The 22,934-nt window shown below is 67.3% G+C and carries 18 protein-coding genes; 8 read left to right on the top strand and 10 right to left on the bottom strand.

Translation table 11 applies throughout. The features are described 5' to 3' along the window. Positions 1–236: 236 nt before the first annotated feature. The 3 genes from C1932_RS02795 to C1932_RS02785 form a co-directional block, all read right to left on the bottom strand. The gene (locus C1932_RS02795; protein ID WP_108748418.1) at positions 237–473 is read right to left on the bottom strand and encodes a YdcH family protein; all 237 of its coding nucleotides are present in this window, start codon (positions 471–473) and stop codon (positions 237–239) included. Between the two features lie 323 nt (positions 474–796). After that, positions 797–1,681 carry an OmpA family protein gene (locus C1932_RS02790; protein ID WP_108752087.1) on the bottom strand — a complete coding sequence of 295 codons (885 nt, stop codon included), beginning with the start codon at positions 1,679–1,681 and terminating at the stop codon, positions 797–799. Next, positions 1,678–2,043: a DUF4398 domain-containing protein gene (locus C1932_RS02785; protein WP_108748416.1), complete on the bottom strand. Its 366-nt coding sequence runs from the start codon at positions 2,041–2,043 to the stop codon at positions 1,678–1,680. The genes C1932_RS02790 and C1932_RS02785 overlap by 4 nt, the downstream gene beginning before the upstream one ends. Positions 2,044–2,166: 123 nt before the next feature. Between C1932_RS02785 and C1932_RS02780 the strand changes: the two genes are divergently transcribed. The 3 genes from C1932_RS02780 (at position 2,167) to C1932_RS02770 (ending at position 6,104) form a co-directional block, all read left to right on the top strand. After that, positions 2,167–3,297 carry a PilT/PilU family type 4a pilus ATPase gene (locus C1932_RS02780; protein WP_108748415.1) on the top strand — a complete coding sequence of 377 codons (1,131 nt, stop codon included), beginning with the start codon at positions 2,167–2,169 and terminating at the stop codon, positions 3,295–3,297. Positions 3,298–3,367: 70 nt separating this feature from the next. Next, complete coding sequence (locus tag C1932_RS02775) at positions 3,368–4,657, top strand: putative DNA modification/repair radical SAM protein (RefSeq protein ID WP_108761157.1); 1,290 nt, start codon at positions 3,368–3,370, stop codon at positions 4,655–4,657. 1 nt (position 4,658) lies between these two features. Continuing rightward, the gene (locus tag C1932_RS02770) at positions 4,659–6,104 is read left to right on the top strand and encodes a UdgX family uracil-DNA binding protein (protein ID WP_234412285.1); all 1,446 of its coding nucleotides are present in this window, start codon (positions 4,659–4,661) and stop codon (positions 6,102–6,104) included. 206 nt (positions 6,105–6,310) lie between these two features. Here C1932_RS02770 and C1932_RS02765 read toward each other — a convergent pair whose 3' ends face one another. The 3 genes from C1932_RS02765 to C1932_RS02755 are packed head-to-tail and all read right to left on the bottom strand — an operon-like array spanning position 6,311 to position 8,840. Beyond that, a complete protein-coding gene (locus tag C1932_RS02765; RefSeq protein ID WP_108761155.1) occupies positions 6,311–7,141 on the bottom strand; it encodes a hypothetical protein in 831 nt (276 codons plus the stop codon). Between the two features lie 8 nt (positions 7,142–7,149). After that, a complete protein-coding gene (maiA, locus tag C1932_RS02760; RefSeq protein ID WP_108763330.1) occupies positions 7,150–7,836 on the bottom strand; it encodes a maleylacetoacetate isomerase in 687 nt (228 codons plus the stop codon). 14 nt (positions 7,837–7,850) lie between these two features. Beyond that, complete coding sequence (locus C1932_RS02755; protein ID WP_108761154.1) at positions 7,851–8,840, bottom strand: fumarylacetoacetate hydrolase family protein; 990 nt, start codon at positions 8,838–8,840, stop codon at positions 7,851–7,853. Positions 8,841–9,798: 958 nt separating this feature from the next. On the opposite strand from C1932_RS02755, the gene C1932_RS02750 reads away from it, so the two are divergent. Beyond that, the gene (locus C1932_RS02750; protein WP_108761153.1) at positions 9,799–11,220 is read left to right on the top strand and encodes a DEAD/DEAH box helicase; all 1,422 of its coding nucleotides are present in this window, start codon (positions 9,799–9,801) and stop codon (positions 11,218–11,220) included. A 519-nt stretch (positions 11,221–11,739) separates the two neighbouring features. On the opposite strand, the gene C1932_RS02745 is transcribed toward C1932_RS02750, so the two are convergent. Together C1932_RS02745 and C1932_RS02740 are read right to left on the bottom strand one after the other, a co-directional pair. Beyond that, positions 11,740–14,334, bottom strand: a complete 2,595-nt coding sequence (locus tag C1932_RS02745; RefSeq protein ID WP_108761152.1) for a M14 family zinc carboxypeptidase — start codon at positions 14,332–14,334, stop codon at positions 11,740–11,742. Positions 14,335–14,396: 62 nt separating this feature from the next. Then, positions 14,397–17,036, bottom strand: coding sequence for a TonB-dependent receptor (locus tag C1932_RS02740; protein ID WP_108761151.1), 2,640 nt, complete (start codon positions 17,034–17,036; stop codon positions 14,397–14,399). 188 nt (positions 17,037–17,224) lie between these two features. Between C1932_RS02740 and queD the strand changes: the two genes are divergently transcribed. Continuing rightward, entirely contained in the window at positions 17,225–17,587 is a 363-nt protein-coding gene (queD, locus tag C1932_RS02735) for a 6-carboxytetrahydropterin synthase QueD (protein ID WP_108748405.1), read from the top strand. A 114-nt stretch (positions 17,588–17,701) separates the two neighbouring features. Then, positions 17,702–18,055: a phasin family protein gene (locus C1932_RS02730; RefSeq protein ID WP_108763329.1), complete on the top strand. Its 354-nt coding sequence runs from the start codon at positions 17,702–17,704 to the stop codon at positions 18,053–18,055. A gap of 194 nt (positions 18,056–18,249) precedes the next feature. Here the strand turns inward: C1932_RS02730 and C1932_RS02725 are convergent, their stop codons facing one another. Together C1932_RS02725 and C1932_RS02720 are read right to left on the bottom strand one after the other, a co-directional pair. Continuing rightward, positions 18,250–19,722 carry a HAMP domain-containing sensor histidine kinase gene (locus C1932_RS02725; RefSeq protein ID WP_108761150.1) on the bottom strand — a complete coding sequence of 491 codons (1,473 nt, stop codon included), beginning with the start codon at positions 19,720–19,722 and terminating at the stop codon, positions 18,250–18,252. After that, positions 19,719–20,438 carry a response regulator transcription factor gene (locus C1932_RS02720; protein WP_108761149.1) on the bottom strand — a complete coding sequence of 240 codons (720 nt, stop codon included), beginning with the start codon at positions 20,436–20,438 and terminating at the stop codon, positions 19,719–19,721. Before C1932_RS02720 ends, C1932_RS02725 begins: the two co-directional genes overlap by 4 nt. A 144-nt stretch (positions 20,439–20,582) precedes the next feature. Between C1932_RS02720 and msrB the strand changes: the two genes are divergently transcribed. After that, on the top strand, positions 20,583–21,161 hold the full coding sequence (gene msrB / locus C1932_RS02715; RefSeq protein ID WP_108761148.1) for a peptide-methionine (R)-S-oxide reductase MsrB: 579 nt from the start codon (positions 20,583–20,585) through the stop codon (positions 21,159–21,161). Between the two features lie 2 nt (positions 21,162–21,163). Continuing rightward, complete coding sequence (locus C1932_RS02710; protein WP_108761147.1) at positions 21,164–22,930, top strand: cytochrome c biogenesis protein CcdA; 1,767 nt, start codon at positions 21,164–21,166, stop codon at positions 22,928–22,930. Positions 22,931–22,934: the final 4 nt, after the last annotated feature.

Here is a 22,934-nt window from a genome sequence, read left to right as displayed (position 1 = left end):
TGCGGGCCAGGAAAGAAGGATGCGGACGGCCCCGGATCGACGAGGAGACCGGTACCGCCCGCATCGGTGGACTCAGGCTGATGGGATGTCCGCAGGCCGGGGCCTGCGGGCCAAGGCACCACCGCCTGTGGTGCCTTGGCGCGGCCGCCGTTTCCGGCGATACCGCGGGGCCAGGTCACGTGCCTGGCCGGGCCTTCGATGGCCGGATCACGCCGTTCCGGGCGTGAGCGCGTGCGTCAGTGCGTGGGGGACGTCGTGGGAAGCGGGGTTTCGTACATACGCAGAAGGCGTTGCTTGGCCAGCAGCTTCTCGCGCTTCATTCGACCCAGGGTGACATCATCGATCGGGAGGACACCCAACTCCGCGTCCATGCACTTCTTGTTCAATTTACGGTGCTGGTCATGGAGTGCCCGGAACTCCGGATCACACGCGCGACGGGCGTCGATCTCGCTCTGGGGCTGATCTTCAAACATGATGGACCTCCTTCGACAGATACACGAACGCCCCGGCCGCAAGGCACGGGGCGTTGTTCATGGAGGAGCGCCGGGAGATAGCCACATGGGTGCGCACCACGACCCGCGGCACTGGCCTGCGCACGTCGGTCTGCTGCGGTTCGCGCCCTGCTTGCATCGGCCCGGCCCTCCCATCGTCCGGTCCGCGGCATTGCGTCCCGGACGATTGACCCTACGCTTGCTGCAGGCCGGGTTCAAGCCCCTGCGACAAAAAGACCGAACCCCGCCGTGGCGGGGTTCAGGCTGAATGCTCAAAGCAACGAAAAACAAACAAATTCAAGCAATTACGGGGCCACGATGACCTCGGCCGAGCGGGCCTTGGTGGACGCGGCCTTCTTGCCGGCCACCTGGATGCGGTTGCCTGCGACACCGGCCGCCACCAGCGCGTCACGCAGGGCTTCGGCACGCTTCTGACCCACGCCGGTGGCGCTGTCGTAGGCCTCGATGCGCACCCGGCCCTTCTTGCCGATGTTCAGGTACTCGGCCAAGGCCTTGGCCTGGTTCTTCGCGCCGCCGGACAGGCCGGCCGCACCGGCGGCAAAGGCGTCGCCGCCCAGGGTGAAAACTTCGCCACGACCGTCGAACTTCGAGCCCGGCAGCTTCTGCCCGGACACCAGCTCGGCCTCTTCACGGGCCAGCTTGGCCGCGTTCTGCTGGGCCGCGCTCAGGCGCTGCTGCTGCTTGCCAGCCACGCTGGTCAGGGCGTTTTCGGCGTCCTGGCGGGCCAGGGTCTCGGCCTCGGCGGCCAGGCGCAGGCGCTCGGACTCCTCGGCCTGCATCTGCGCCTGCATGCGCAGCTGTTCGGCTTCCTGGCGGGCACGGGCCGCGTCGCGGCGGCTGGCTTCGATCAGCAGATCGCTGCGGGTGCGCTCCAGGCGATCCACCTCGCGGGCGGCCAGGGCGGCGCGCACGCTGGTTTCGGCGATGTCCACACGGCGCTCGGCCAGGTAGGTGGCCAGCTCCTGGTCGCGGCGCTTGGCCTTTTCCAGGGTAGCGATGGCCTGCTGGGCCTGCATGCGCTCGAAGGCGCCCAGCTCGGCGGTGTCCGGGTTGGCCTGGATCGCCATCAGGCGCTGGGTCAACTGCCCCACCATGGGGTTGTCGGCAGCCAGGGCCAGGCCCGGCAGGGCCAGCGCGGTGGCCAGCGCAAGGGTGGAAAGCGTCTTCATCGGCGGTCCTCCCCGGTCGACAGCTGGCGCTGCAGCTGGTTCACCTCGTTGCGGCGCAGCTGCAGCTGGGCGGTGGCGGTGGCCTCCTCGCTGCGGGCGCGGGCCAGGTCGGCGTCGGCGGCGGCGCGCAGGGCCAGGGCCGGGGCGTTCTTGCGCTCGCGGCGGTCGCCGGCGGCGCGCTGGGCCTGTTCCAGCCCCTGTCGGGCCAGGCCGATCAGGTCTGGCGCATATTGGTCGGCATCGGCCTGGGTGGCCTTTTCCACGGCCTGCTGGGCCTGGGCCAGTTCCAGCGCGGCTTCCTGCGCCCCAACGGGGGCAGACACCGCGAATGCCAACGCCATCACATACAGGCCCTGGCGCATTTGTGCGAAGCTAAGTCGTTTCATTGGGGAGGCCCGTGCCCGGTTGTCGGTACGTGGCCATTGTCGTCAAGCCGACGCCGTGCTTGCAACGGTCGCTGGCGGTTTCGTTGGGGAAAATTCGCGATGGATATCGGCTACTTCCTGAAGCTGATGACCGAAAAGAACGCCTCGGACATGTTCTTGACCACCGGTGCGCCGGTGTACATCAAGATCGAAGGCAAGCTGTACCCGCTGGGAAATACCGGCCTGCCGCCGGGCATGGTGAAGAAGATCGCCTACTCGCTGATGGACGAAGGCCAGGTGCCGCAGTTCGAGCGCGAGCTGGAGCTCAACATGGCCATCGCCCTGCCCGACGCCGGTCGCTTCCGCGTCAACGTGTTCAAGCAGCGCGGCGAGGTGGGCATGGTCATCCGTGCCATCCGCAGCCGCATTCCCAGCATCGAGGAGCTCAATCTTCCGCAGGTGCTGAAGGATGTGATCATGACCCCGCGTGGGCTGGTGCTGGTGGTGGGGTCCACCGGCTCGGGCAAGTCCACCTCGCTGGCGTCGATGATCGACCACCGCAACAGCACCACCACCGGGCACATCCTCACCATCGAGGACCCGATCGAATACCTGCACAAGCACAAGATGTCGATCGTGAACCAGCGCGAGGTCGGGCTGGACACCCATGCCTTCCACAACGCGCTGAAGAACGCGATGCGTGAAGCGCCGGACGTGATCCTGATCGGCGAAATCCTGGATGCGGAGACGATGGAGGCGGCGATCGCCTTCGCCGAGACCGGCCACCTGTGCCTGGCCACCCTGCATTCCAACAACGCCGACCAGACCATCGAGCGCATCCTGAACTTCTTCCCGGAAAGCGCGCACAAGAACGTGCTGATGAACCTGGCGCTGAACCTGCGTGCGGTGATCAGTCAGCGCCTGGTGAAGAACAAGGCCGGGCGCCGCCTGCCGGCCACCGAGGTGCTGATCAACACGCCGATGATCCGCGACCTGCTGCGCCGCGGCCAGGTGCACGAGATCAAGGCGGCAATGGAATCGTCGCTGGAAGAAGGCATGGAAAGCTTCGACCAGTGCCTGTTCCGGCTGGCCAAGAGCGGCGTGATCGAGCAGGAAGAGGCGCTGCGTGCGGCCGATTCGCGCGATGGTCTGGCGCTGAAGTTCCGCCTGTCCGAAGGCGGCAGTGGCGAACACGATCCCTACGCCGATTTCTCGTCGGCCACCCAGCCCAGCATCACCCACGGGTTCTGAGCCGGCGGCAATCCTGAAGGGTTAAGGGGCTGTCTCACCGAATGAGACAGCCCCTGCGTAGGTTTCGGCCATGGAAACCCTTCGCAAGCTGGCCATCCTGGCCGATGCCGCCAAATACGATGCCTCCTGCGCCTCCAGTGGCGCGGGCAAACGCGATTCGCGCACGTCTGGCGGCATTGGCAGCACCGAGGGCATGGGCATCTGCCACAGCTACACGCCCGATGGCCGCTGCGTGTCCCTGCTGAAGATCCTGCTGACCAACTTCTGCGTGTACGACTGCGCGTACTGCGTGAACCGCGTCTCCAGCAACGTGCCGCGCGCCCGCTTCAGCGTGGAAGAAGTGGTCTCGCTGACCCTGGATTTCTACAAGCGCAACTACATCGAAGGGCTGTTCCTTTCCAGTGGCATCATCCGCAACGCCGACTACACCATGGAACGCATGGTGGAAGTGGCCCGGCAGCTGCGCGAGGAGCATCGCTTCGCCGGCTACATCCACCTGAAGACCATTCCCGAGGCGTCGCCGGAATTGCTGGCCAGTGCAGGCCGCCATGCCGACCGCCTTTCGATCAACGTGGAACTGCCGACCGATGCCGGGCTGGCCGCGCTGGCCCCGGAAAAGACCAGCCATACCATCCGCGGTGCGATGGGCGAGCTGCGCTGGCGCATCGACGAGGCCAAGGAAGCCCGCCGCGCGCCGCCTGCCGTGCCGGCCACGGCCACGCCCACCCGCAGCGCGCGCCCGCGCCCGCCTCGCTTCGCCCCGGCCGGGCAGAGCACGCAGATGATCGTCGGTGCCGACGGGGCCAGCGACCAGCAGATCCTGCTCAGCGCCGATCGGCTGTACGGCAACTACCACATGCGCCGGGTCTACTACTCGGCCTTCAGCCCCATTCCCGATGCCAGCCGCCAACTGCCGGTGCAGCCACCGCCGCTGCAGCGCGAACACCGCCTGTACCAGGCCGACTGGCTGCTGCGCTTCTATGGCTACGGCGTGGATGAGATCACCGACAACAGCGGCGACGGCATGCTGGATCTGGATATCGACCCGAAGATGGCCTGGGCGATCCGCCACCCGGAACGTTTTCCGGTGGATCTGAACCGTGCGCCGAAGGAACTGCTGCTGCGGGTTCCTGGCCTGGGCGTGCGCAACGTGAAGCGCGTGCTGATGGCGCGCCGGCACGGACGGCTGCGGGTGGCCGACGTGGCACGCCTGAAGGCGCCCATGAACAAGCTGCTGCCGTTCGTACAGCTGGCCGACCACCACCCGCGCAGCGCGCTGGACGATCCGGCCGCGCTGCGTGCGCGGCTGGCGCCGCCGCCGCGCCAGGGGTCGCTGTTCGACGCGCCACCGGCGGCCTGACGTGCAACGCTGGTCGCTACGGGTGGACCCGCCGTGGTCGCTGCAGGCCTGGCGCGATGGCGCGCGCGGGGCGCTGCTGGCTGCGGTGCCGCCATCGCAGCTGGACTGGCTGCCGGGCCACGAAGCCTCGCTGCTGGACGCCCCTGCCCTGCCCGACGCGACTTCCAACCCGGCGCAGGGCGCGCAACCCGGCGTGCCGCGCGATTTCCTGGAACTGGCCGCGACCGTGCTGTGCCACCGTGAACCACAACGCATGGCCCTGCTGTACCGGCTGCTGTGGCGGATCACCCATGGCGAACGCGCGGTGCTGTCCAACCCGACCGACGCCGACGTGCTGCGGGCGATGGCGATGGCCCAGGCGGTGCGCCGCGACACGCACAAGATGAAAGCCTTCGTGCGCTTCCGCGAAGTGCCCGGCGAACAGGACGCGTTCATTGCCTGGTTCGAACCGGAGCACCACATCGTGGACCGCGTGGCGCCGTTCTTCGCGCGCCGCTTCGCCGGCATGCGCTGGGCGATCCTGACCCCCGGCCGCAGCGTGCAGTGGGACGGCCAGGCCTTGAGCTTCGGGCCGGGTGGCCGGCGCGAAGATGCGCCGGCCGAGGATGCGCGCGAGGCGTTGTGGCAGACCTACTACGCCAGCATCTTCAACCCGGCGCGGCTGAACACCCGCATGATGCAGCAGGAAATGCCGGCCAAGTACTGGCGGCACCTGCCCGAGGCGCAGCTGCTGCCGGGCCTGGTGCGCGAGGCGGCAGGCCGCGTGCAGGACATGCACGACCGTCCTGCCCAGGCACCTGCGCGGCGGGTGCCGGCGCGGGTGCTGCCGGCCCCTGCCGTGGATGGAAGCCTGGCGGCGCTGCGCGCGCAGGCCAGCACCTGCCAGCAGTGCCCGCTGTGGGAGCCGGCCACCCAGACCGTGTTCGGCCAGGGCCCGGCCGATGCGCGGGTGATGGTGGTGGGCGAACAGCCCGGCGATGTGGAGGACCTGAGCGGCCGCCCGTTCGCCGGGCCCGCCGGGCAACTGCTGGACCGTGCGCTGGCCGAGCTGGGCATCGACCGCGCCACGCTGTACCTGACCAACGCGGTGAAGCATTTCCACCACGAGCGACGCGGCAAGGTGCGCCTGCACAAGCGGCCGGAAAGCCGCCACGTGCATGCCTGCCGCCCCTGGCTGCTGGGCGAGATCGCGCGGGTGCGGCCACAGCTGATCGTGTGCCTGGGGGCGACCGCCGCCATGGCCGTGTTCGGGCGGGACTTCAGCCTGGCCCGCGATCGCGGGCGCTGGCACACGCTGGACGATGGCACCCGCGGCTATGCCACGGTGCACCCGGCGTGGGTGCTGCGGCAGGGCGATGATGCACGCCGCGAAGCCGGCTATCGGCTGTTCCGCGAGGACCTGCGGCAGATGCTGGTGAATGCGCAGGCCGGCCACGCGCGCGGGTAACTCAAGGGTCACACGCTTGGCCAAGTATCGCGGCTTGCACTCGTCGTTGCCGCGTGGCGGCGCGGCGCAAACAGGGCCGATGGACGGTCTGGCTGGACTACTGCCGCAGGCCTCGCAATCGTTGCTGATTGCGAGGCCTGCTCAAACAACGAAGCTACCCAAACCGGACTTGCAGAAAACCGGATGTCAGGGTTCATCTCTTGAAATCACCTGCGACTATAGACGTCGATCTGTTCGTTAGCTGAGTCTGAATTCCCCAGCTTTGTGACATCACTCCACAGATCCGCATTGGGCCGGGGATCTGGACCGGCCGCACTCACGCCCATGAGTTGTGCATTCATACCCAGCTGCCGCAGAAACTCAGTCGTGTACTGCTGCACGGCAGCGGGATTGGCGACCGATCCGCTTGGCAAGTTCCTACCAAGGAGATACTCCGCCCGGTGATCTCCCAGAATTTTGGCGACTTCGACCTTCGCTCGCAGCATGTCCTGCACCGTCTGAGCATCCATTCCCCTCTTGGTAAGCATTGCGTACTCGGCTGCGGCAGCCTCCTCGTATGCATAGAAAGCTCCCAGCGTGGCGGCACTTTTCAATGCAGGCATCGCGCCTGGCACTTGACCTCGCCGGATGAGAGCAATGCCGTACAACATCCTCGATTTCGGATCATCTGATCGCTCAAGTTCCTTCAGGTCGATCCTATCCAGAGCATCCAGTTCCGCCTGAGTGGGATAGTAATGCTTCTCAAGCCAAGCCACCTCTGCCTTGGACAGTGCAACCAGCCGCGGGTCACTGGCCGCAAGCTGCGACGCGGGTACTTGGACAGAATCAATCCGCCCTTCAGCAAGGGAGCTTGCTCCAATGCTCTCCATTGTCCGCCCCCCCGCTTTGACTAAGCCGGATAACGAATCGGAGCCCGCATCGGCGCCCGAAATTGGCTCTGCCGATCCCGTTCGGAACCACATAGCCGCGCCTATCGCCACCCCGGCAGCGACAACTACAGCACCGATGACTGCAAATTTCCCATTGAAGACAGCCATTGAATGACTCACCTCATCGCATCAACCTGATTCTCCGGACGCGCGCGATCAAAGGCGTCCACGGCCTGGCAGGCAGCTTCAATGCGACGCAGCGTCGGGTATGGCGCCAGGTCCAGCCCGAACCGGTGCGCGTTGTACAGCTGCGGCATCAGGCACAGATCCGCCAAGGTGGGACGATCGCCGTGACAGAAGCGGCCGGTGTCGCCACTGCTGGCCAGCATCGTTTCCATCGCCGCCAGCCCTTCGGCCATCCAGTGCAGGGTCCACTGCGTGCGCGCGTCGGCCGGCACCCGCAGATCGCGCTCCAGGTACTGCATCACCCGCAGGTTGTTGATCGGGTGGATATCGCAGGCCACCAGCTGTGCCAGGCCGCGCACGCGCGCACGGCCGGCGGCGTCGGCCGGCAGCAGCGGCACCTGCGGGAAGCGCTCGTCCAGGTATTCCAGGATCGCCAGCGACTGGTTCAGCACATGGCCGTCATGCAGCAGGGTCGGCACCAGTTGCTGCGGATTGAGCGCGGCATAGGCGTCGGCATGCTGCTCGCCACCATCGCGTACCAGATGCACCGGTCGGCCTTCCCAGGCCAGGCCCTTCAGTTCCAGGCCGATGCGTACGCGGTAGGCGGCGCTGGATCGCCAGTAGGTGTACAGCACGATGCCGTCGTCGACCGGGCCGTCATCAACCAGGATGTCCATCGCCGCCTCCATGCTCAGGGCTTGGCCGCTTGTTCGATGCGCTGCTCGATGGCACCGAAGATGCTGTTGCCGGCGGCATCAAGCATTTCAATGCGCACCACATCGCCGAAGGACATGAACGGCGTGCTCGGCTTGCCGTCGCGCAGGGTTTCCACGGTGCGCTGTTCGGCGAAGCAGGACGCGCCCTTGCTGGTGTCTTCATTGGCGATGGTGCCCGAGCCGACGATGGCGCCGGCGCCCAGCGGGCGGGTCTTGGCGGCATGCGCGACCAGCTGGGCGAAGTTGAACTGCATGTCCACGCCGGCTTCCGGAGCACCGAACCAGGCGCCGTTGACGTGGGTCAGCAGCGGCAGGTGCACCTTGCTGTCCTGCCAGGCATCACCCAGTTCATCGGGGGTGACGAACACCGGCGACAGCGCCGAGCGCGGCTTGGACTGCAGGAAACCGAAGCCCTTGGCCAGTTCGCCGGGAATCAGGTTGCGCAGCGAGACATCGTTCACCAGGCCGATCAACTGGATATGGCCGGCGGCCTGTTCGGCGCTGACCGCCATCGGCACGTCGTCGGTGATCACCACCAGCTCGGCTTCCAGATCGATGCCGTAGTCCTCGCTGACCACCTTCACGGCATCGCGCGGGCCATAGAAGGCGGCGCTGGTGGCCTGGTACATCAGCGGGTCGGTGTAGAAGCTTTCCGGCACTTCGGCGCCACGGGCGCGGCGCACGCGCTCGACGTGCGGCAGGTAGGCGCTGCCGTCGACGAATTCATAGGCGCGCGGCAGCGGCGCGGCCAGGGCCTGCGGGTCCAGGTCGAACACGCCATCGGCATCGCCGGCGTTCAGCGATTCATACAGGGCGTTCAAGCGCGGTGCGATGTGGCTCCAGTCTTCCAGCGCCTGCTGCAGGGTGGCGGCGATGCCGGTGGCGCGTACGCCGTGGCGCAGGTCACGCGAGACGACGATGAGGGTGCCGTCGCGGCCGCCTTCCTTCAAAGAACCAAGCTTCATGGGTGGGTGTCCGGAGTCGTGGGCAAACAAGTTTCAAGTGTAATCAAATGCGCGGTGTAGCCAAGCTGCAGCGCGGCATCGGCCCACCCTACCGCAGGAGGGGGTTGGGCAGGGCTTGCAGCCCTGCACCTGCTTAATGCAACGGCAACGGCAACGGCAACGGCAACGTCAAAAGCGGGCATTCCGAGGGATGGCGGGGCGGTGTGGGCTTGCAGGACACGCCGCGAGTACGTCCATGTAGGCTCGTAGGCGCCATCCATGGCGCCTGCGGTCCTGCAAGCCCACACCGCCCCGCCTCTGACAGATTCATGCGGCTGTTGGCAACGGCGCCTGTCGTTCCGCGCGGCTGTTGGTAGGTGTCGACCTTGGTCGACACATCTGTCAGATATCGAATGAATTCATCCACGCATGGCGTGGATCTACTGTGTCGACCACGGTCGACACCTACCGAGGCAGAGCGCCGTTCTGGCAGATCGCGGCCAACTGTCGAAGGCGGGGTGGGTCCGGTCGAGGGGGCGTGAGCCGCATGGATGCGGCGACCGAGCTTACATGGATGTACTTGCAGCGTCCCCCTCGACCGGACCCGCCCCGCCAACCCTCGGAATGCACGCTTTTGCTCTTGCTTCAGCTTTGGCCCGTAGCGGGTGCAGGGCGCAGCCCTGCCGCCCCCTCCCCTTCCCTGAACAGGGGTTTTTGCGTGAGGTCTCAGGCTTCGGTTAGACTAGGCGGGTCTGCAGCGGCCGTCCGTTTCCCTTCGGGATCGCCGGCGACCGGGGTCCGCCCCTTCGCCCGCCCCCACTCCGACACCGTTCGTCACGCATTCCAGCCTGTGCTCCGCGCCGGCTGCACCCAACTTCTCGCAGCGCGGTTCACGGGAACGCTCCGAGTCAGCCGATCAGTTTGATCTGCCCCCGCCTGTCCGATCGGTCAGGCGTTTCTTGTACTTGGAGCAAACTCAATGTCTTTTGAATCGCTGGGCCTGGCGCCCTTCCTGCTGCGTGCGCTTGCCGAGCAGGGCTACGAAAACCCGACCCCGATCCAGCAGCAGGCAATTCCGCTGGCGCTGGCCGGTCGCGACCTGCTGGCCGGCGCACAGACCGGTACCGGCAAGACCGCCGCCTTCGGCCTGCCGCTGCTGCAGCACCTGGGCACCGCATCGCAGGAAGTGCGCAGCGGCCCGCGCAAGCCGCGCGCGCTGATCCTGGCCCCCACCCGCGAGCTGGCCACCCAGGTGCACGACAGCCTGCGCGGCTACAGCAAGTACCTGCGCATTCCCAGCGCCTGCATCTACGGTGGCGTGGGCATGGGCAACCAGCTGGACATCCTGCGCCGTGGCGTGGATCTGCTGGTGGCCTGCCCGGGCCGCCTGATCGACCACCTGGAGCGCCGCAGCATCGACCTGTCCGGCATTGAACTGCTGGTGCTGGACGAAGCCGACCGCATGCTGGACATGGGCTTCCTGCCGTCCATCAAGCGCATCCTGGCCAAGCTGCCGAAGCAGAACCGGCAGACCCTGCTGTTCTCGGCCACCTTCGAGGACAACATCCGCCAGCTGGCGCTGGAGTTCATGCGCAACCCGGAACAGATCCAGGTGACGCCGAAGAATACCGTGGCCGAAACCATCACCCACCGCGTGCACCCGGTCGACGGCGGCCGCAAGCGCGACCTGCTGCTGCACCTGCTGGCGCAGGACAGCCGCGAGCAGACCCTGGTGTTCGCCCGTACCAAGCACGGCAGCGACAAGCTGGCTGCGTTCCTGGAAAAGTCCGGCATCAAGACTGCGGCGATCCACGGCAACAAGAGCCAGGGCCAGCGCCTGCGTGCGCTGGGTGATTTCAAGGCCGGCCGGGTAACCGTGCTGGTGGCCACCGATATCGCCGCGCGCGGCATCGACATCAACGAACTGCCGAAGGTGATCAACTTCGATCTGCCGATGGTGGCCGAAGACTACGTACACCGCATTGGCCGTACCGGCCGCAACGGTGCCACCGGCCAGGCGATTTCGCTGGTCGCGCAGGATGAAGTGAAGCTGCTGCGCGCGATCACGCGTCTGCTGGGCCGCGACATGGATATCCGCGACGTGCCGGGCTTCGAGCTGCAGGTGCCGATCCGCTGGGGCAACAGTGCGCCGGGCAAGGCCGAGCACGAAACCGGCGAACGCGCCCCGCGCAAGAGCCACGCCCGTCGCCCGCACGGCGATGCGCTGCGCCACGCGCATGCCGGCCCGAAGAAGTCGGGCGGCGGCCGTCGCGAAGGCGGTGGTAATGGCCAGCAGCGTGCAGGTGCTGGCGCCGGCCAGAGCCAGCGTCGTGGCGGTGGTGGCAATGGTGGCGGCCGCGGTCGTGGCCAGGGCGGCAACGGCGGCGGTCGCGCCGGCTGATCCTGACTGACGGTTGATGCGCCTCCCGCTGCGCGGGGGGCTATCGAGGGACGGCGCTGACGCGCCGTCCTTTTTTTTGGCTGGCTACCGGGTGGTAGAGCACGCGGCTGGTTCTATCTGGGCGCTGGGACGCGGGGCCGGCGCAAGACACGCCGTTAACCCATCCATGGCGCCTGCGGTTTTGCGCCGCCCCCGCGTCCCAGCGCTGCAGACATTTCCAGCGCCTTCTTGCCCCACCGGGTAGCCGGGAGAAGAAAGATCAAATTCAAATTCAAAGACAAAAGCCGAAGCAGGAGTTCCTGCTTTTGCTTTTGCTTTTGCTTTTGCTTTTGCCCTTGCTCCCGCCTTGGGGTTTGACGCGTCCGCGCCCGCTGGAAACTGTCTGGGGAGGACGGACGGGTTGCGCAGGACCGCAGGCGCCATGGATGGCGCCTACGAGCCTACAAGGACGTACTTGCGGCGTGTCCTGCGCGGCCCCTCCGTCCTCCCCATCCCAGCATCAACAAGGCGCGTAAAGCCTCAACCCCGCGCTTTACTAGGATTCACCAGATTCCCGAAGAAGATCGCGTTGACCAGCAGGCGATCCGTGCCGTGCCAGTACTTGCGGTGCGCCGGATCATCGGCAAACAACACCACGTTGCCCTGCCCCTGCGCCGATACCAGCAGCCAGGCACTGCCCGCCACGCGGCTGCGGTTGCGCTCGGACAGATAACCGTTCACCCGCGGCGGGCTGTCGATGCGCACCACCGTAGAGAACGGATTGGCACTGGGCTGCAGCACCACGGCATTTTCCTTGTTCACCGCCAGCGGCCGGCGCGGTACGCCGAAGGCCAGCGGGTGCGAGGTATCGGCATCGGCGCTGAGGATGTTGCCGCTGACCCGTTCGATCGCGGCGATGTCGCGCTGGTCGCCGAACGCGCGACGGCTCTCGTCGGCGGCGTCCTCATCCTTGCCCAGCGTTTCGCCCTCGGCCAGCTTCTGTTCGATCGCCCACTTCGAGGCGCTGCCATAGGTCACCAGCGAACCGCCGGCGTGCACCCAGCGCTTCAGCGCGGCCACCGCCGCAGCATCCACGCCGGCGTAGTTGCCACCAGAGAGGACCAGGGTGGTGTAGCGATCCAGCGGCACCTTGCCCAGCTGCTGCGGGTCCAGCTTGCTGGCCGGCAGATGCAGTTGCTGGTCCAGCAGGAACCAGGCCGAGCCGATCTCGGTGGCGGTCACGCCCTCGCCCATCACCAGCGCGACCGCCGGCTTGCGCAGTGCCTTGACGCTGTCGCTGCCCAGATCAATGCCATCGCGGCTGCGGCCGCTGGCCAGGGCGTGGGCCTGCACGCCGGCGCTGCGCGTGGCCGCGTTCACTGCATCCAGCAGTGCCGCACCCTGCAGCGACTGCCCCCCTACGGGAATCACGATGCTGCCTGCGGCGAAGGCCACATCACCCTGCGCCGTGCCCGCGGTGAATGGCTTGAACGCGGCACGCGCCAGCACGCCCTTGCCCTGCAATTCGGCCAGGGCACGGCCGGCGTTGTAATCGCGCCAGTCGATGACATACGCGAAGGCTGCCTGGCCACCGACCACACCACCGCCTGCGGCCGGCAGTTCGGTCACCGCAGCACCACCGTCGATGCGGCTGCGGCTGCCGGCGAAGGCCACGCCATAGGCCGGCGCGATCGCATAGCTGGTGCTGCCGTAGAACACATCGCCCTTGATCGGCGGGGTTTCGGCGAAGATCGAATGGACCAGGCGGAACTGCGCCTGCTGCACCGGCACCACGTAGGCGCTGCCTGCGCTGAACGTCTGCCCATCGACGGTGACATCGCGCGGCAGCGCATGCACATCGATCCGGTGCAGCAGCAAGAGCTCAAGCAGACGACGGGTCAGCGCCGGATCATGTGCGTCGCCGAACACGAAGCTCTTTACCGGCTGCTGGCCGGCCTGCTTCAGCGCGCTCTGGAAGAAGCTCTTCTGCAGGTCGAACAGACCACTGCGTTCGGTGACCGCGCCGCGCACGGTGCCCAGCCCGGTGGCTACCTGGTTGCGGATGGTGAACGGGAAGGTCAGCAGACCGTTCACCGATTCCTGCACGCGCCCACGCGAGCTGGCCTGTTCCACCGTCACCCCCACCGCACCGTGGAAATCAGGATAGGTGGAGCCGTAGACCGGGGAGAAGTTGTCGTAGTTTTCGCCGGTGTAGTACAGCGATCCCAACGCATCCAGCGACTGCGCATGGTACTTGGCCAGGGTCTTGTTGAATTCATACGAGGCCGCCGGAATCAGCGGGCTGTGCATGCTCTTCGGCGACGGCTCGAAATAGTAGGTGTTGTCCTTGCCCATCTCGTGGAAGTCGATCTGCACGTTCGGGTACCACTGGTGGAATACCTCCACCTTGGGCCGCGAATCGCGCTGGGTCAGCGCCAGCCAGTCACGGTTGAGATCGGTGAAGTAGTGGTTGGTGCGGCCCTGCGGGAAGGGTTCGACGTGTTCCTTGTCGGCCGGGTCGGCCGAGGCCGGGTCCGAGGCCCAGGCGTTGTGCCAGTTGGCGGCGCGATCGCGGCCATCGGGGTTCTGCGCCGGGTCGAACAGCACCACCGCCTGCTGCAGCCACTGCTGGGTTTCGGCGCTGCGGTTGGCCACCAGGTAGTAGGCGGTCAGCATGGCCGCTTCGCCGCTGGAGGTTTCATTGCCGTGCACGCTGTAGCCCAGCCACACCACCACCGGGCTGTCACCGGCGGCACTGCGCGGCTGCGCCGGATCGACCAGGGTCGCGTGCTGCTGGCGGATCTGCTCCAGCCGGCCCTGGTTGCTGGCGGCGGTGACGGTGGCGATCAGCAGCGGGCGGCCTTCGTAGCTGCGACCGATCTCGCGCACGCTGATCTTGTCCGAATGGCGTGCCAGTTCCTGGAAATAGGCCACCAGCTGGTCATGCCGGGTGAAGCGGCTGCCGATCGGATAGCCCAGGAACTGTTCCGGCGTGGGAATGCTGGCGTCGAAGGCCGCAGCTTCGCTGGCCTGCGGAAAGAAGTAGGCGCTCTGCGCATGGGCCACGCTGGGCGCGGCGAAGACAGTGGCGGCGGCGAGCAGCAGCGGCAGTACGGAACGGCGATGCAAGGACACGGTGTTTTCCCGGAATGCAGGGCAGCGCGACCGGCCAGTGCTGGCCGGTCGCGGCCGGTGGTTCAGAAGCGGTAATCGAAGCCGACGGTGAAGTAGCGCCCGCGCAGGTCGTACTGGGTGAAGTCGTACGGCGCGCGGATACCGGAGAACGAGGCGTCGTACGGCGGTGCCTTGTCGGCCAGGTTCTGCACCTTTGCGTACAGGGTCAGCTGTTCGAAGCCGGTGTAGGCCAGGTACAAGTCCAGCTGGTTGTAGGCATCCACGCGATCCTGCACGGCTGCGGCCGCAGTACTGGCCTTCTGGTCGTAGCCGCTGGTGTAGTACCAGGTCAGCGCCGCCTTTACATCGGCGTAGTGCCAATCCAGCGTGGTGGTAGCCTTGTTCTTGGGCAGGGTGGCGCCCAGGTTGCTGCCGGCGTAATCCACCAGCGGGCCGCCGACCACGGTGGGGCGACGGTAGTCACGCACGTGGGTGAAGGCGCTGGACACGGTGAAGTCGCCGAACGATTCGGTGGGAATGCGCTGGCGCAGTTCCACATCGATGCCCGAGGTCTTCAGGTTGCTCAGGTTCTGGTAGCGGTTGTACACCGCCAGCAGCTTGCCGCGGTCATCGCGCAGCACCGCACCGGGCACGTTGTCGGTCACCAGGGTCTGGCTGTTGTTGGTGCCGACCAGGTTGTCCAGCTCGATCTTGTAGTAGTCCACGCTCAGGTTGGTGTTCGACCACGGCGACAGCACGAAGCCCAGGTTGTAGCTGCGGGTGCGTTCAGGCTTCAGATCGTTGTTGCCTACCGTGAAGAACGTGGGGTTCTGGCGCGAGCCCGGCACGTCCGGATCACGCGGATCGATCACGCTGCCGTAGGAAATGCTGGTGCTGTTGGAGTTTTCCGACAGCGACGGCGCACGGAAGCCCTTCGAGGCCGAGGCGCGCACCAGCAGGATGTCCAGCGGCTGCCAGCGCAGGCCCAGCTTCGGCGAGAACGCATCGCCGAAATCGCTGTAGTGGTCGGCACGCGCGGCGGCGGAAAGTTCCAGCGTGGAGGCCAGCGGAACGTTCACTTCGGCATAGGCCGCGGTGACCTTGCGCTCACCATGCACTTCGGCGATGGCCGGGCGGATCTGCAGGCCGGCGTCGATCTGCCAGGGGTTTTCCGAATCCAGCTTTTCGCGGCGCCATTCGGCACCGGCGGCGAAGCCGATATCACCGGCCCAGGTGCGGCCCAGGGTGCCCGACACCTTGGCATCGATGCCCTGCAGCACCGATTCGGCCGGGCGCAGCGTGCTGATGTTGATCGCGTTGATGACCTCGGCCGGGGTGGCCGACGGGTTCAGCAGGTTGTAGCTGCCCGTGGCCAGCGCATCGGCCAGGGCCCAGCGGTTGGCGAAGCCACCGGACACCGTTTCGCGCTCGCTGCTGCGTGCACCGAAGGCGCCCACTTCCCAATCCCAGTTGTCGGTGCTGCCGCGCAGGCCGACCAGGCCGCGGTAGGCCTGCGAACGGTTGGTCTTGATGGTGCCGCCCAGGTCGAAGAAGGTGTATTCGATGGGAATGGCGCGGCCATACGGGTTGTACGGGCTGCTGGCCGGCAGGCTGGAGGACACCGGTTCGGCCAGCCCGGTATCGGCATTGAGCGCGAAACGGCCACTTTCCAGGGTGAAGTACGGGCTGCTGCCGAACCAGGACACGCCCTTGATATCGCTGTACAGCACTTCGCCGAAGGCTTCGACGTTGTCACTGACGCGGATGGTGCCGTTGACGTAGGCCTGCCAGCGCTTGGTGGACGGAATGAGGGTGGTGTACGGCGCCTGGTTGAAGCCGCAGGTGTTGCCGGCCAGGCCGTCGATCGGCGCGCTGGCCACCAGGGTGGTGCCGGTGGGGCAGTTGCCGTTGGCGTCCAGCATCGGCACCGAGACGCCGTTCACCAGATAGCGTGCGCCCTTGGCCGACCAGCCGTTCCAGCGGCCGCCGGGCTGGTCGCTGTAGATGCCGCTCTTGGTCAGGTCGCGCTGGTCCTGGTCCAGACGATCGCGGTTGTAGCCTTCCAGGCTGACCAGAATGTTGTAGCCATCCTTGTCCAGGTCGCCGATGCCGCCGACGAAGTGCAGCTTCTGTTCGTCCAGCCCGCCCTGGTCGGCGGTGCCGGTGCTGCCGCCGACTTCGGCGCCCTGGAAGTTCTGCCGGGTGATGATGTTGACCACGCCGGCCACGGCGTCCGAGCCGTACACGGCCGAGGCGCCGTCCTTGAGCACTTCGATGCGTTCAACGGCCACCAGCGGCAGCGCGTTGAGGTTGACGAAGGTGTCCGACAGCCCGCCGGCCGGGAAGCCGTAGTTGGCCAGGCGACGGCCGTTCAGCAGCACCAGCGTGTTCTTCTGCGAAAGGCCGCGCAGGCCGATGCCGGCCGAACCCGACGCCCAGCCGTTGTTGGTGGTTTCGTTGGCGGCGTTGCCGGTGTTGGCCGAGATCGAGCGCAGCACGTCGGCCACGGTGGCCTTGCCGCTGGCCTGCAGCTGCTCGTGGCCGATCACCTGCACGGGGTTGGAGGCTTCGGTGTCGGAGCGCTTGATGTTGGAACCGGTAACGCGCACGGCGGCCAGGGTGCTGGCCTCGCCGCTGGCGTCGGTGGAGGTGTCGGCCGCCGCGGACAACGGCGTGGCCAGGGCAGCCGCAAGGGCCGCTGCAAGGAGGGTGTTCTGGGGCATGACGTTCGTGGGGTGGTGGTGACGACAAGTTCCGCAGTAGTCCATGCCCGGCCCGGTCCGGACCAATAACATCTCTTTATACGGATATAAGAGAAGCTAACATCTCTTTATCAAGATGGAAATGAAATGTTTACATCAGCAACCGATGCCAGGGGGCCAGCGCCCGGCGGGCGGCGTACAATCGCGGCATGGAAATCTTCAAAGTCTTCATGCTCGAGGCGGCGCATCGCCTCCCCAACGTGCCGCCGGGGCACAAGTGCGCGCGCCTGCACGGCCACTCCTTCCGGGTGGAACTGAAGGTGGAAGGCGAGCCCGGCGCGCAGACCGGCTGGATCATGGATTTCGGCGACGTGAAGGCGGCCTTCCAGCCGATCTACGAGCGCCTGGACCACCACTATCTAAACGACATTCCCGGCCTGGAAAACCCCACCAGCGAGAACCTGGCCGTGTGGATCTGGAACGAGCTGAAGCCCGTGCTGCCGGCGCTGAGCGAGATCACCGTGCACGAAACCTGCACCTCAGGCTGCCGTTACCGGGGCCCGGGCGGCTGATCAAGCCATTGATCCTGAAGGTATTTTGAAGGCGCCTTGGGCGCCTTCGTTATTTTTGTTGCAATGCCGCATGATCGGCGTATGCTGCATTGCATCAACTTCTTCGACGCAGCCATGGCCAACGCCTTCGCCGATCGTTTCAGTGATGCCACCCGCCAGCTGGCGGCGGCCGCCACCCGTGCAAACCGGATGGCGCTGGAGAACGCGGAAAGCATGTTCGGTGTGCAGTTGAAGGTGATGGAACGCAACCTGACCGCGACCGGCGGCTGGCTGGGCGAACTGGCCCGCAGCGAGGACCCGGCAGGCTTGCTGCCCAAGGGCGCACAGCTGTGGCAGGACAACCTGCAGCGGCTGGGCCAGGCCCAGCAGGACATGGTCGATCTGGGCATGCAGGCCGGAAAGGCCTGGTCTGAACTGGTCCAGGGCCACAACGAATCCCCGGCGGACGCCACGGCCAACAGCCACTGACGTTACGCCCACGCTCATTGCATGGGTCCCTCCCCCCATGCAATCCGGACCCGGCAGATCCCTCCCTCTGCCGGGTCTTTTTTTGCCTGCGGTTCGGCCAGGCCGCATCCACGCATGGCGGGGATCTACCGACGATGGGTCCGGTCGCGTGCATCACGGTAGCGCCGGGCCATGCCCGGCGGGGTGGCGGCGCGTCAGCTGGCCGCGCTGTCCGCACGCGGCAGGCTGAACACGAACAGCGCCCCCTGCGCGCTGTCGCGAAGTTCGATGCGGCGGCCATGCAGCTGCACGATGCGCTGCACGATCAACAGGCCCAGCCCGCCGTTGTCGCCACGCCGCGCGCCCAGCGCTGCCGGTGCCTGGAACAGGCCATCGCGCAGCGCCGGCGCCACGCCGGGGCCATCGTCGGCCACGCTCACCTGCACGCTGTCGTCTGTGGCGCGCAGGGCCAGCGTGACCTGCCCCCCATCCGGCGCGTGGCGCAGCGCATTGTCCAGCAGGTTGGTCAGCACGCGCTCCACCAGGCCCAGATCGGCGCGCACCAGCGGCAGGCCCTGCGGCACGTCGGCGTGCAGCCGCTGCCCGCGTGCCTGTGCCGCCAGTTCGAACTTCTGCAACACGTCCTGCACCAGCTCGGGCAGCGCGAACACCTCCCATTCCAGGCGCACTTCGCCGTGTTCCAGCCGCGCCAGTTCGAACAGCGCGCGTGCCAGCCGGCCCACCTTCGCGCTCTGCGCCAGGGCGATGCCCAGATAGCGGCGGCGTTCATCCGGCGCCAGCGTGGTCTCCTTCAGCGCCATGGTTTCCAGGTAGCCATGCAGCGACGACAGCGGCGTGCGCAGATCGTGCGAGATGTTGGCCACCAGTTCGCGCCGCTGCAGATCCTGCTGGCGCAGCTGCTGCCACTGCTCGCCCAGGCGCTGCGCCATCTGCGCATGGGCATGTTCGAGGATCTTCAGTTCATCGCGCTCACCGGGGCGCAGCGGCGCCAACGGCGGCAGCACCGAAGGCGCGTCGATGTCGAACGCCTGGATGCGCCGGGTCAGCCGCCGCAGCGGCCGGGTGACCCAGTAGAACGCCAGCAGGCCGGCCAGCACGCCCAGGCTGCCGACCAGCACGATCGACCACAGCGTGGTGTTCCACTGGCTGCTGGCGGCCAGATCGTCGGCGAGCATCTGCCGGTGCTCACCCACCAGCACCACGTACACGTAGCCGGCCGGGCGCCCCTGCACCACCAGCGGCGCCACGCTGAAGACCTTGCGGCCGCGCTCGCTGCGCGGATCGTCGCCCAGGATCGGCAGCGGCGCGCCTGCAAGCAGGCGGCGCAGCGGCGCCACGTCCACGCGGTCGCGCCGCAGGTGGCCGCTGGGCGCATCGTGGCCGAGGATGCGGCCCTGCTCGTCCAGCAGGTACACCTCCACGCTGGGGTTGACCGCCATCAACTGGCCGAACAGCGCGCGCACGGCGGCATCGCGCATGCCGCTGGTGTCCATCAGTTCACTGCGCTGGGCAATGTGCTCGGCCAGGCCCAGCGAAAGCCGCTGCACCACTTCCTGTTCGTGCCGGGTATTGGCGCGCATCTGCAGCGCCAGCAGGGCCATGCAGCACACCAGCATCAGCGCGGCGATCACCGCCGCCAGTTTCTGCCACAGGTTGGGCGTGATCATGCGCCCGCCCCGGCCGGGTCCACCAGCTTGTAGCCGCGCCCCCACACCGTCAGCAGGCGGCGCGGGTTGGCCGGGTCGGTTTCAATCTTGCTGCGCAGGCGGTTGATATGGGTGTTCACCGTGTGCTCGTAGCCATCGTGCTGGTAGCCCCACACCTGGTTCAGCAGTTCCATGCGGGCGAACACCTGGTCGGGGTGGCGGGCGAAGAACAGCAGCAGGTCGAACTCACGCGGGGTCAGTTCCAGCGCGTTGCCTTCCACCGAGGCAGTGCGCGCCACCGGGTCCAGCCGCAGCCCACCCAGATCGATCGCGCCGGCATCGATGCGTGCGCTCTGTGCCATGGCTTCGGCACGGCGCAGCAGCGCGCGCACCCGCGCCACCAGCTCGGGCATGGAAAAGGGTTTGGCCAGGTAGTCATCGGCGCCGAGCTCCAGGCCGACGATGCGCTGGGTCTCGCTGCCACGCGCACTGATGATGATGATCGGCACGTAGCGCGCCATCGAACGCGCACGCTGGCAGACCTGCAGCCCGTCCACGCCCGGCAGCATCACATCCAGCACCAGCGCGTCCCACGGGCCATCCTGTTCCAGCAGGTGCAGGCCGGCATCGCCGGTGGCCGCGTGCATCACCGCATAGCCTTCGTCGGCCAGGTGCATGCGCAGCAGATCAGCGATATGGGCATCGTCTTCGACAATCAGGACGCGTTTTGCGGACATCGGCAGCTCGGGGCCAGTGGGGAGGCTGCCTGCATTGTGGCGCGGGAGCGCGGCCGATACCTCACGAAAAATTGAATCCTGCGTGAGGATTCGTTGACCCGGGCGGGCGCAGCATGGCCCTGTCGCCCCTTCCCGGAGTCCGCCATGCCCCTCACCCGACGCCACCTGCTGGGTCTGGGCGGTGCCGCCACCGCCGCTGGCCTGCTGGGCCTGGCCGCCTGCAGCCGGGCCACGCCGGCAGCCGCTGAAGCGCGCCCGCAACGCCAGTTTGAAGTGATGCACAGCGACGCCGAATGGCGCCGCCTGCTGACCCCGGCGCAGTACGCGGTGCTGCGCCAGCAGGCCACCGAACGTGCCGGAAGCAGTCCGCTGGACCGCGAGCACCGCAGCGGCACCTTCGTCTGCGCTGGCTGCGGCCTGCCGTTGTTCTCCTCGTCCACCAAGTTCGACAGCGGCACCGGCTGGCCCAGCTTCTGGGCGCCGCTGCACAACGCCGTGGGCGAGGACCGCGATACCACCTTCGGCATGTTGCGGGTGGAAGCACATTGCCGGCGCTGCGGTGGCCACCTGGGCCACGTCTTCAACGACGGCCCGCGCCCCACCGGGCTGCGCTACTGCATGAACGGGGTGGCGCTGCTGTTCCAGCCCGGCCCGGCACGGCAGGACGCCGCCGGCGGCTGGCGCGTGCCCGTGGGTGCCTCTTCTTCTGCTGCAGGAGCCTGACCATGCTGTTGCTGTTGCTGTCTTACCTGGGCGGTGCCCTGACCCTGCTCAGCCCGTGCATCCTGCCGGTGCTGCCGTTCGTGTTCGCGCGCGCCGACCGGCCGTTCCTGCGCAGCACCCTGCCGCTGCTGCTGGGCATGGCGCTCACCTTCACCGTGGTGGCCAGCCTGGCCGCCGTCGGCAGCCAATGGGTGGCGCAGGCCAACCAGATCGGGCGCTGGGTGGCGCTGGTGCTGATGGCGCTGTTCGCGTTGGCGCTGCTGTGGCCGCGACTGGCCGACCACCTGCTGGCGCCGTTCCAGCGCGTGGGTGCGCGCTTGAGCGCGCGTGCTGACGCCGCCGATGCCGCCGGCCGGGGTGGCGCCGGTACCTCGCTGCTGATCGGCATTGCCACCGGCCTGCTGTGGGCGCCCTGCGCCGGCCCGATCCTGGGGTTGGTGCTGACCGGCGCCGCCCTGCATGGCGCCAGCGTGGGCACCAGTGCCCTGCTGCTGGCCTATGCACTGGGTGCGATGACCGCGCTGGCGCTGGCGGTGTGGGTGGGCGGGCGCGTATTCCGTGCGTTGCAGGCGCGGTTGGGCCTGGGCGACGCCGTGCGCAAGGTGCTGGGCGTTGCCGCGCTGCTGGCCGTGGTGGCCATCGGCATGGGCTGGGACACCGGCCTGCTGACCCGCCTGTCCACGGTCAGCACCGCGCGCATCGAACAGGGTCTGCTCGATGCCGTGCCCGGCGCGCAACCTTCGCCGCCGTCGATGATGATGTCGGCCAGCGCTGCTGCGCCCGATGCGCCGTTGCCCATGGAAGGCACCCTGCCCGCACTGACCGGCGCCACCGGCTGGTTGAACAGCCCGCCGCTGGACCGCGAGCAGCTGCGCGGCAAAGTCGTGCTGATCGATTTCTGGACCTACTCGTGCATCAACTGCCTGCGCGCCATGCCCTACGTGCACGAGTGGGAACGTCGCTACCGCGACCACGGCCTGGTGGTGATCGGGGTGCACACGCCGGAGTTCGCCTTCGAACGCGACCCGCGCAACGTCATGAAGGCCGTGCAGCAGCTGAAGGTTGAATACCCGGTGGCGCTGGACAACCAGTACGCGATCTGGCGCGCGTTCAACAACAACTACTGGCCAGCGCACTACTTCGTGGATGCCCAGGGCAACATCCGTGCGCACCAGTTCGGCGAGGGCAACTATGCGCATTCCGAACAGGTGATCCGTCGCCTGCTGACCGAGGCCGGGCAGACCGATCTGCCGGCACCGGCCGACCCCGCTGCCGCCGACCTGCAGGGCGTGGCCGCGCAGGCCGACATGGGCAACCTGCGTTCGCCGGAAACCTACCTGGGCCATGCGCGTGCCGAACAGTTCGCCTCGCCCGGCGGCCAGCGCGACGACACGTCGTTCGACTACACCCTGCCTGCTGCGCTGCAGTTGAACCAGTGGGGCCTGGCCGGGCGCTGGAAGGTAAGCGATGAAGCGGCGCAACTGCAGCAGAGCGGCGGTCGCATCGGCTTCCAGTTCCATGCACGCGACCTGCATCTGGTGCTGGCCCCCGGCGCGGACGGACGCCCGGTGCGCTTCCGCGTCCTGCTGGATGGCAAGCCGTTGCCCGCCGCCGCTGCCGGCGCAGATGTGCGCGCCGATGGCAGCGGCGTGGTCGACGAGCACCGGCTGTACCAGTTGGTGCGCCAGCGCGGTGCGATAGCGCCGCACCGTTTCGAGATCGAGTTCCTTGATGCGGGCGTACAGGCCTACGCCTTTACCTTCGGTTGAACCG

Source organism: Stenotrophomonas sp. YAU14D1_LEIMI4_1 (assembly GCF_003086815.1).
Lineage (GTDB): Bacteria > Pseudomonadota > Gammaproteobacteria > Xanthomonadales > Xanthomonadaceae > Stenotrophomonas.
The sequence above is the reverse complement of the archived record's forward strand: the minus strand, read 5'-3'. Positions and strand labels throughout refer to the sequence as shown.

Excerpts from the sequence above, each read along its gene's own strand:
- C1932_RS02785 (WP_108748416.1), bottom strand. The coding sequence starts at position 2,043 with ATGCGCCAGGGCCTGTATGTGATGGCGTTGGCATTCGCGGTGTCTGCC.
- C1932_RS02750 (WP_108761153.1), top strand. The coding sequence starts at position 9,799 with ATGTCTTTTGAATCGCTGGGCCTGGCGCCCTTCCTGCTGCGTGCGCTT.
- C1932_RS02710 (WP_108761147.1), top strand. The coding sequence starts at position 21,164 with ATGCTGTTGCTGTTGCTGTCTTACCTGGGCGGTGCCCTGACCCTGCTC.
- C1932_RS02795 (WP_108748418.1), bottom strand. The coding sequence starts at position 473 with ATGTTTGAAGATCAGCCCCAGAGCGAGATCGACGCCCGTCGCGCGTGT.
- C1932_RS02725 (WP_108761150.1), bottom strand. The coding sequence starts at position 19,722 with ATGATCACGCCCAACCTGTGGCAGAAACTGGCGGCGGTGATCGCCGCG.
- C1932_RS02765 (WP_108761155.1), bottom strand. The coding sequence starts at position 7,141 with ATGGCTGTCTTCAATGGGAAATTTGCAGTCATCGGTGCTGTAGTTGTC.
- C1932_RS02730 (WP_108763329.1), top strand. The coding sequence starts at position 17,702 with ATGGCCAACGCCTTCGCCGATCGTTTCAGTGATGCCACCCGCCAGCTG.
- C1932_RS02740 (WP_108761151.1), bottom strand. The coding sequence starts at position 17,036 with ATGCCCCAGAACACCCTCCTTGCAGCGGCCCTTGCGGCTGCCCTGGCC.
- C1932_RS02790 (WP_108752087.1), bottom strand. The coding sequence starts at position 1,681 with ATGAAGACGCTTTCCACCCTTGCGCTGGCCACCGCGCTGGCCCTGCCG.
- C1932_RS02775 (WP_108761157.1), top strand. The coding sequence starts at position 3,368 with ATGGAAACCCTTCGCAAGCTGGCCATCCTGGCCGATGCCGCCAAATAC.
- queD (WP_108748405.1), top strand. The coding sequence starts at position 17,225 with ATGGAAATCTTCAAAGTCTTCATGCTCGAGGCGGCGCATCGCCTCCCC.
- C1932_RS02755 (WP_108761154.1), bottom strand. The coding sequence starts at position 8,840 with ATGAAGCTTGGTTCTTTGAAGGAAGGCGGCCGCGACGGCACCCTCATC.
- C1932_RS02780 (WP_108748415.1), top strand. The coding sequence starts at position 2,167 with ATGGATATCGGCTACTTCCTGAAGCTGATGACCGAAAAGAACGCCTCG.
- C1932_RS02720 (WP_108761149.1), bottom strand. The coding sequence starts at position 20,438 with ATGTCCGCAAAACGCGTCCTGATTGTCGAAGACGATGCCCATATCGCT.
- msrB (WP_108761148.1), top strand. The coding sequence starts at position 20,583 with ATGCCCCTCACCCGACGCCACCTGCTGGGTCTGGGCGGTGCCGCCACC.
- maiA (WP_108763330.1), bottom strand. The coding sequence starts at position 7,836 with ATGGACATCCTGGTTGATGACGGCCCGGTCGACGACGGCATCGTGCTG.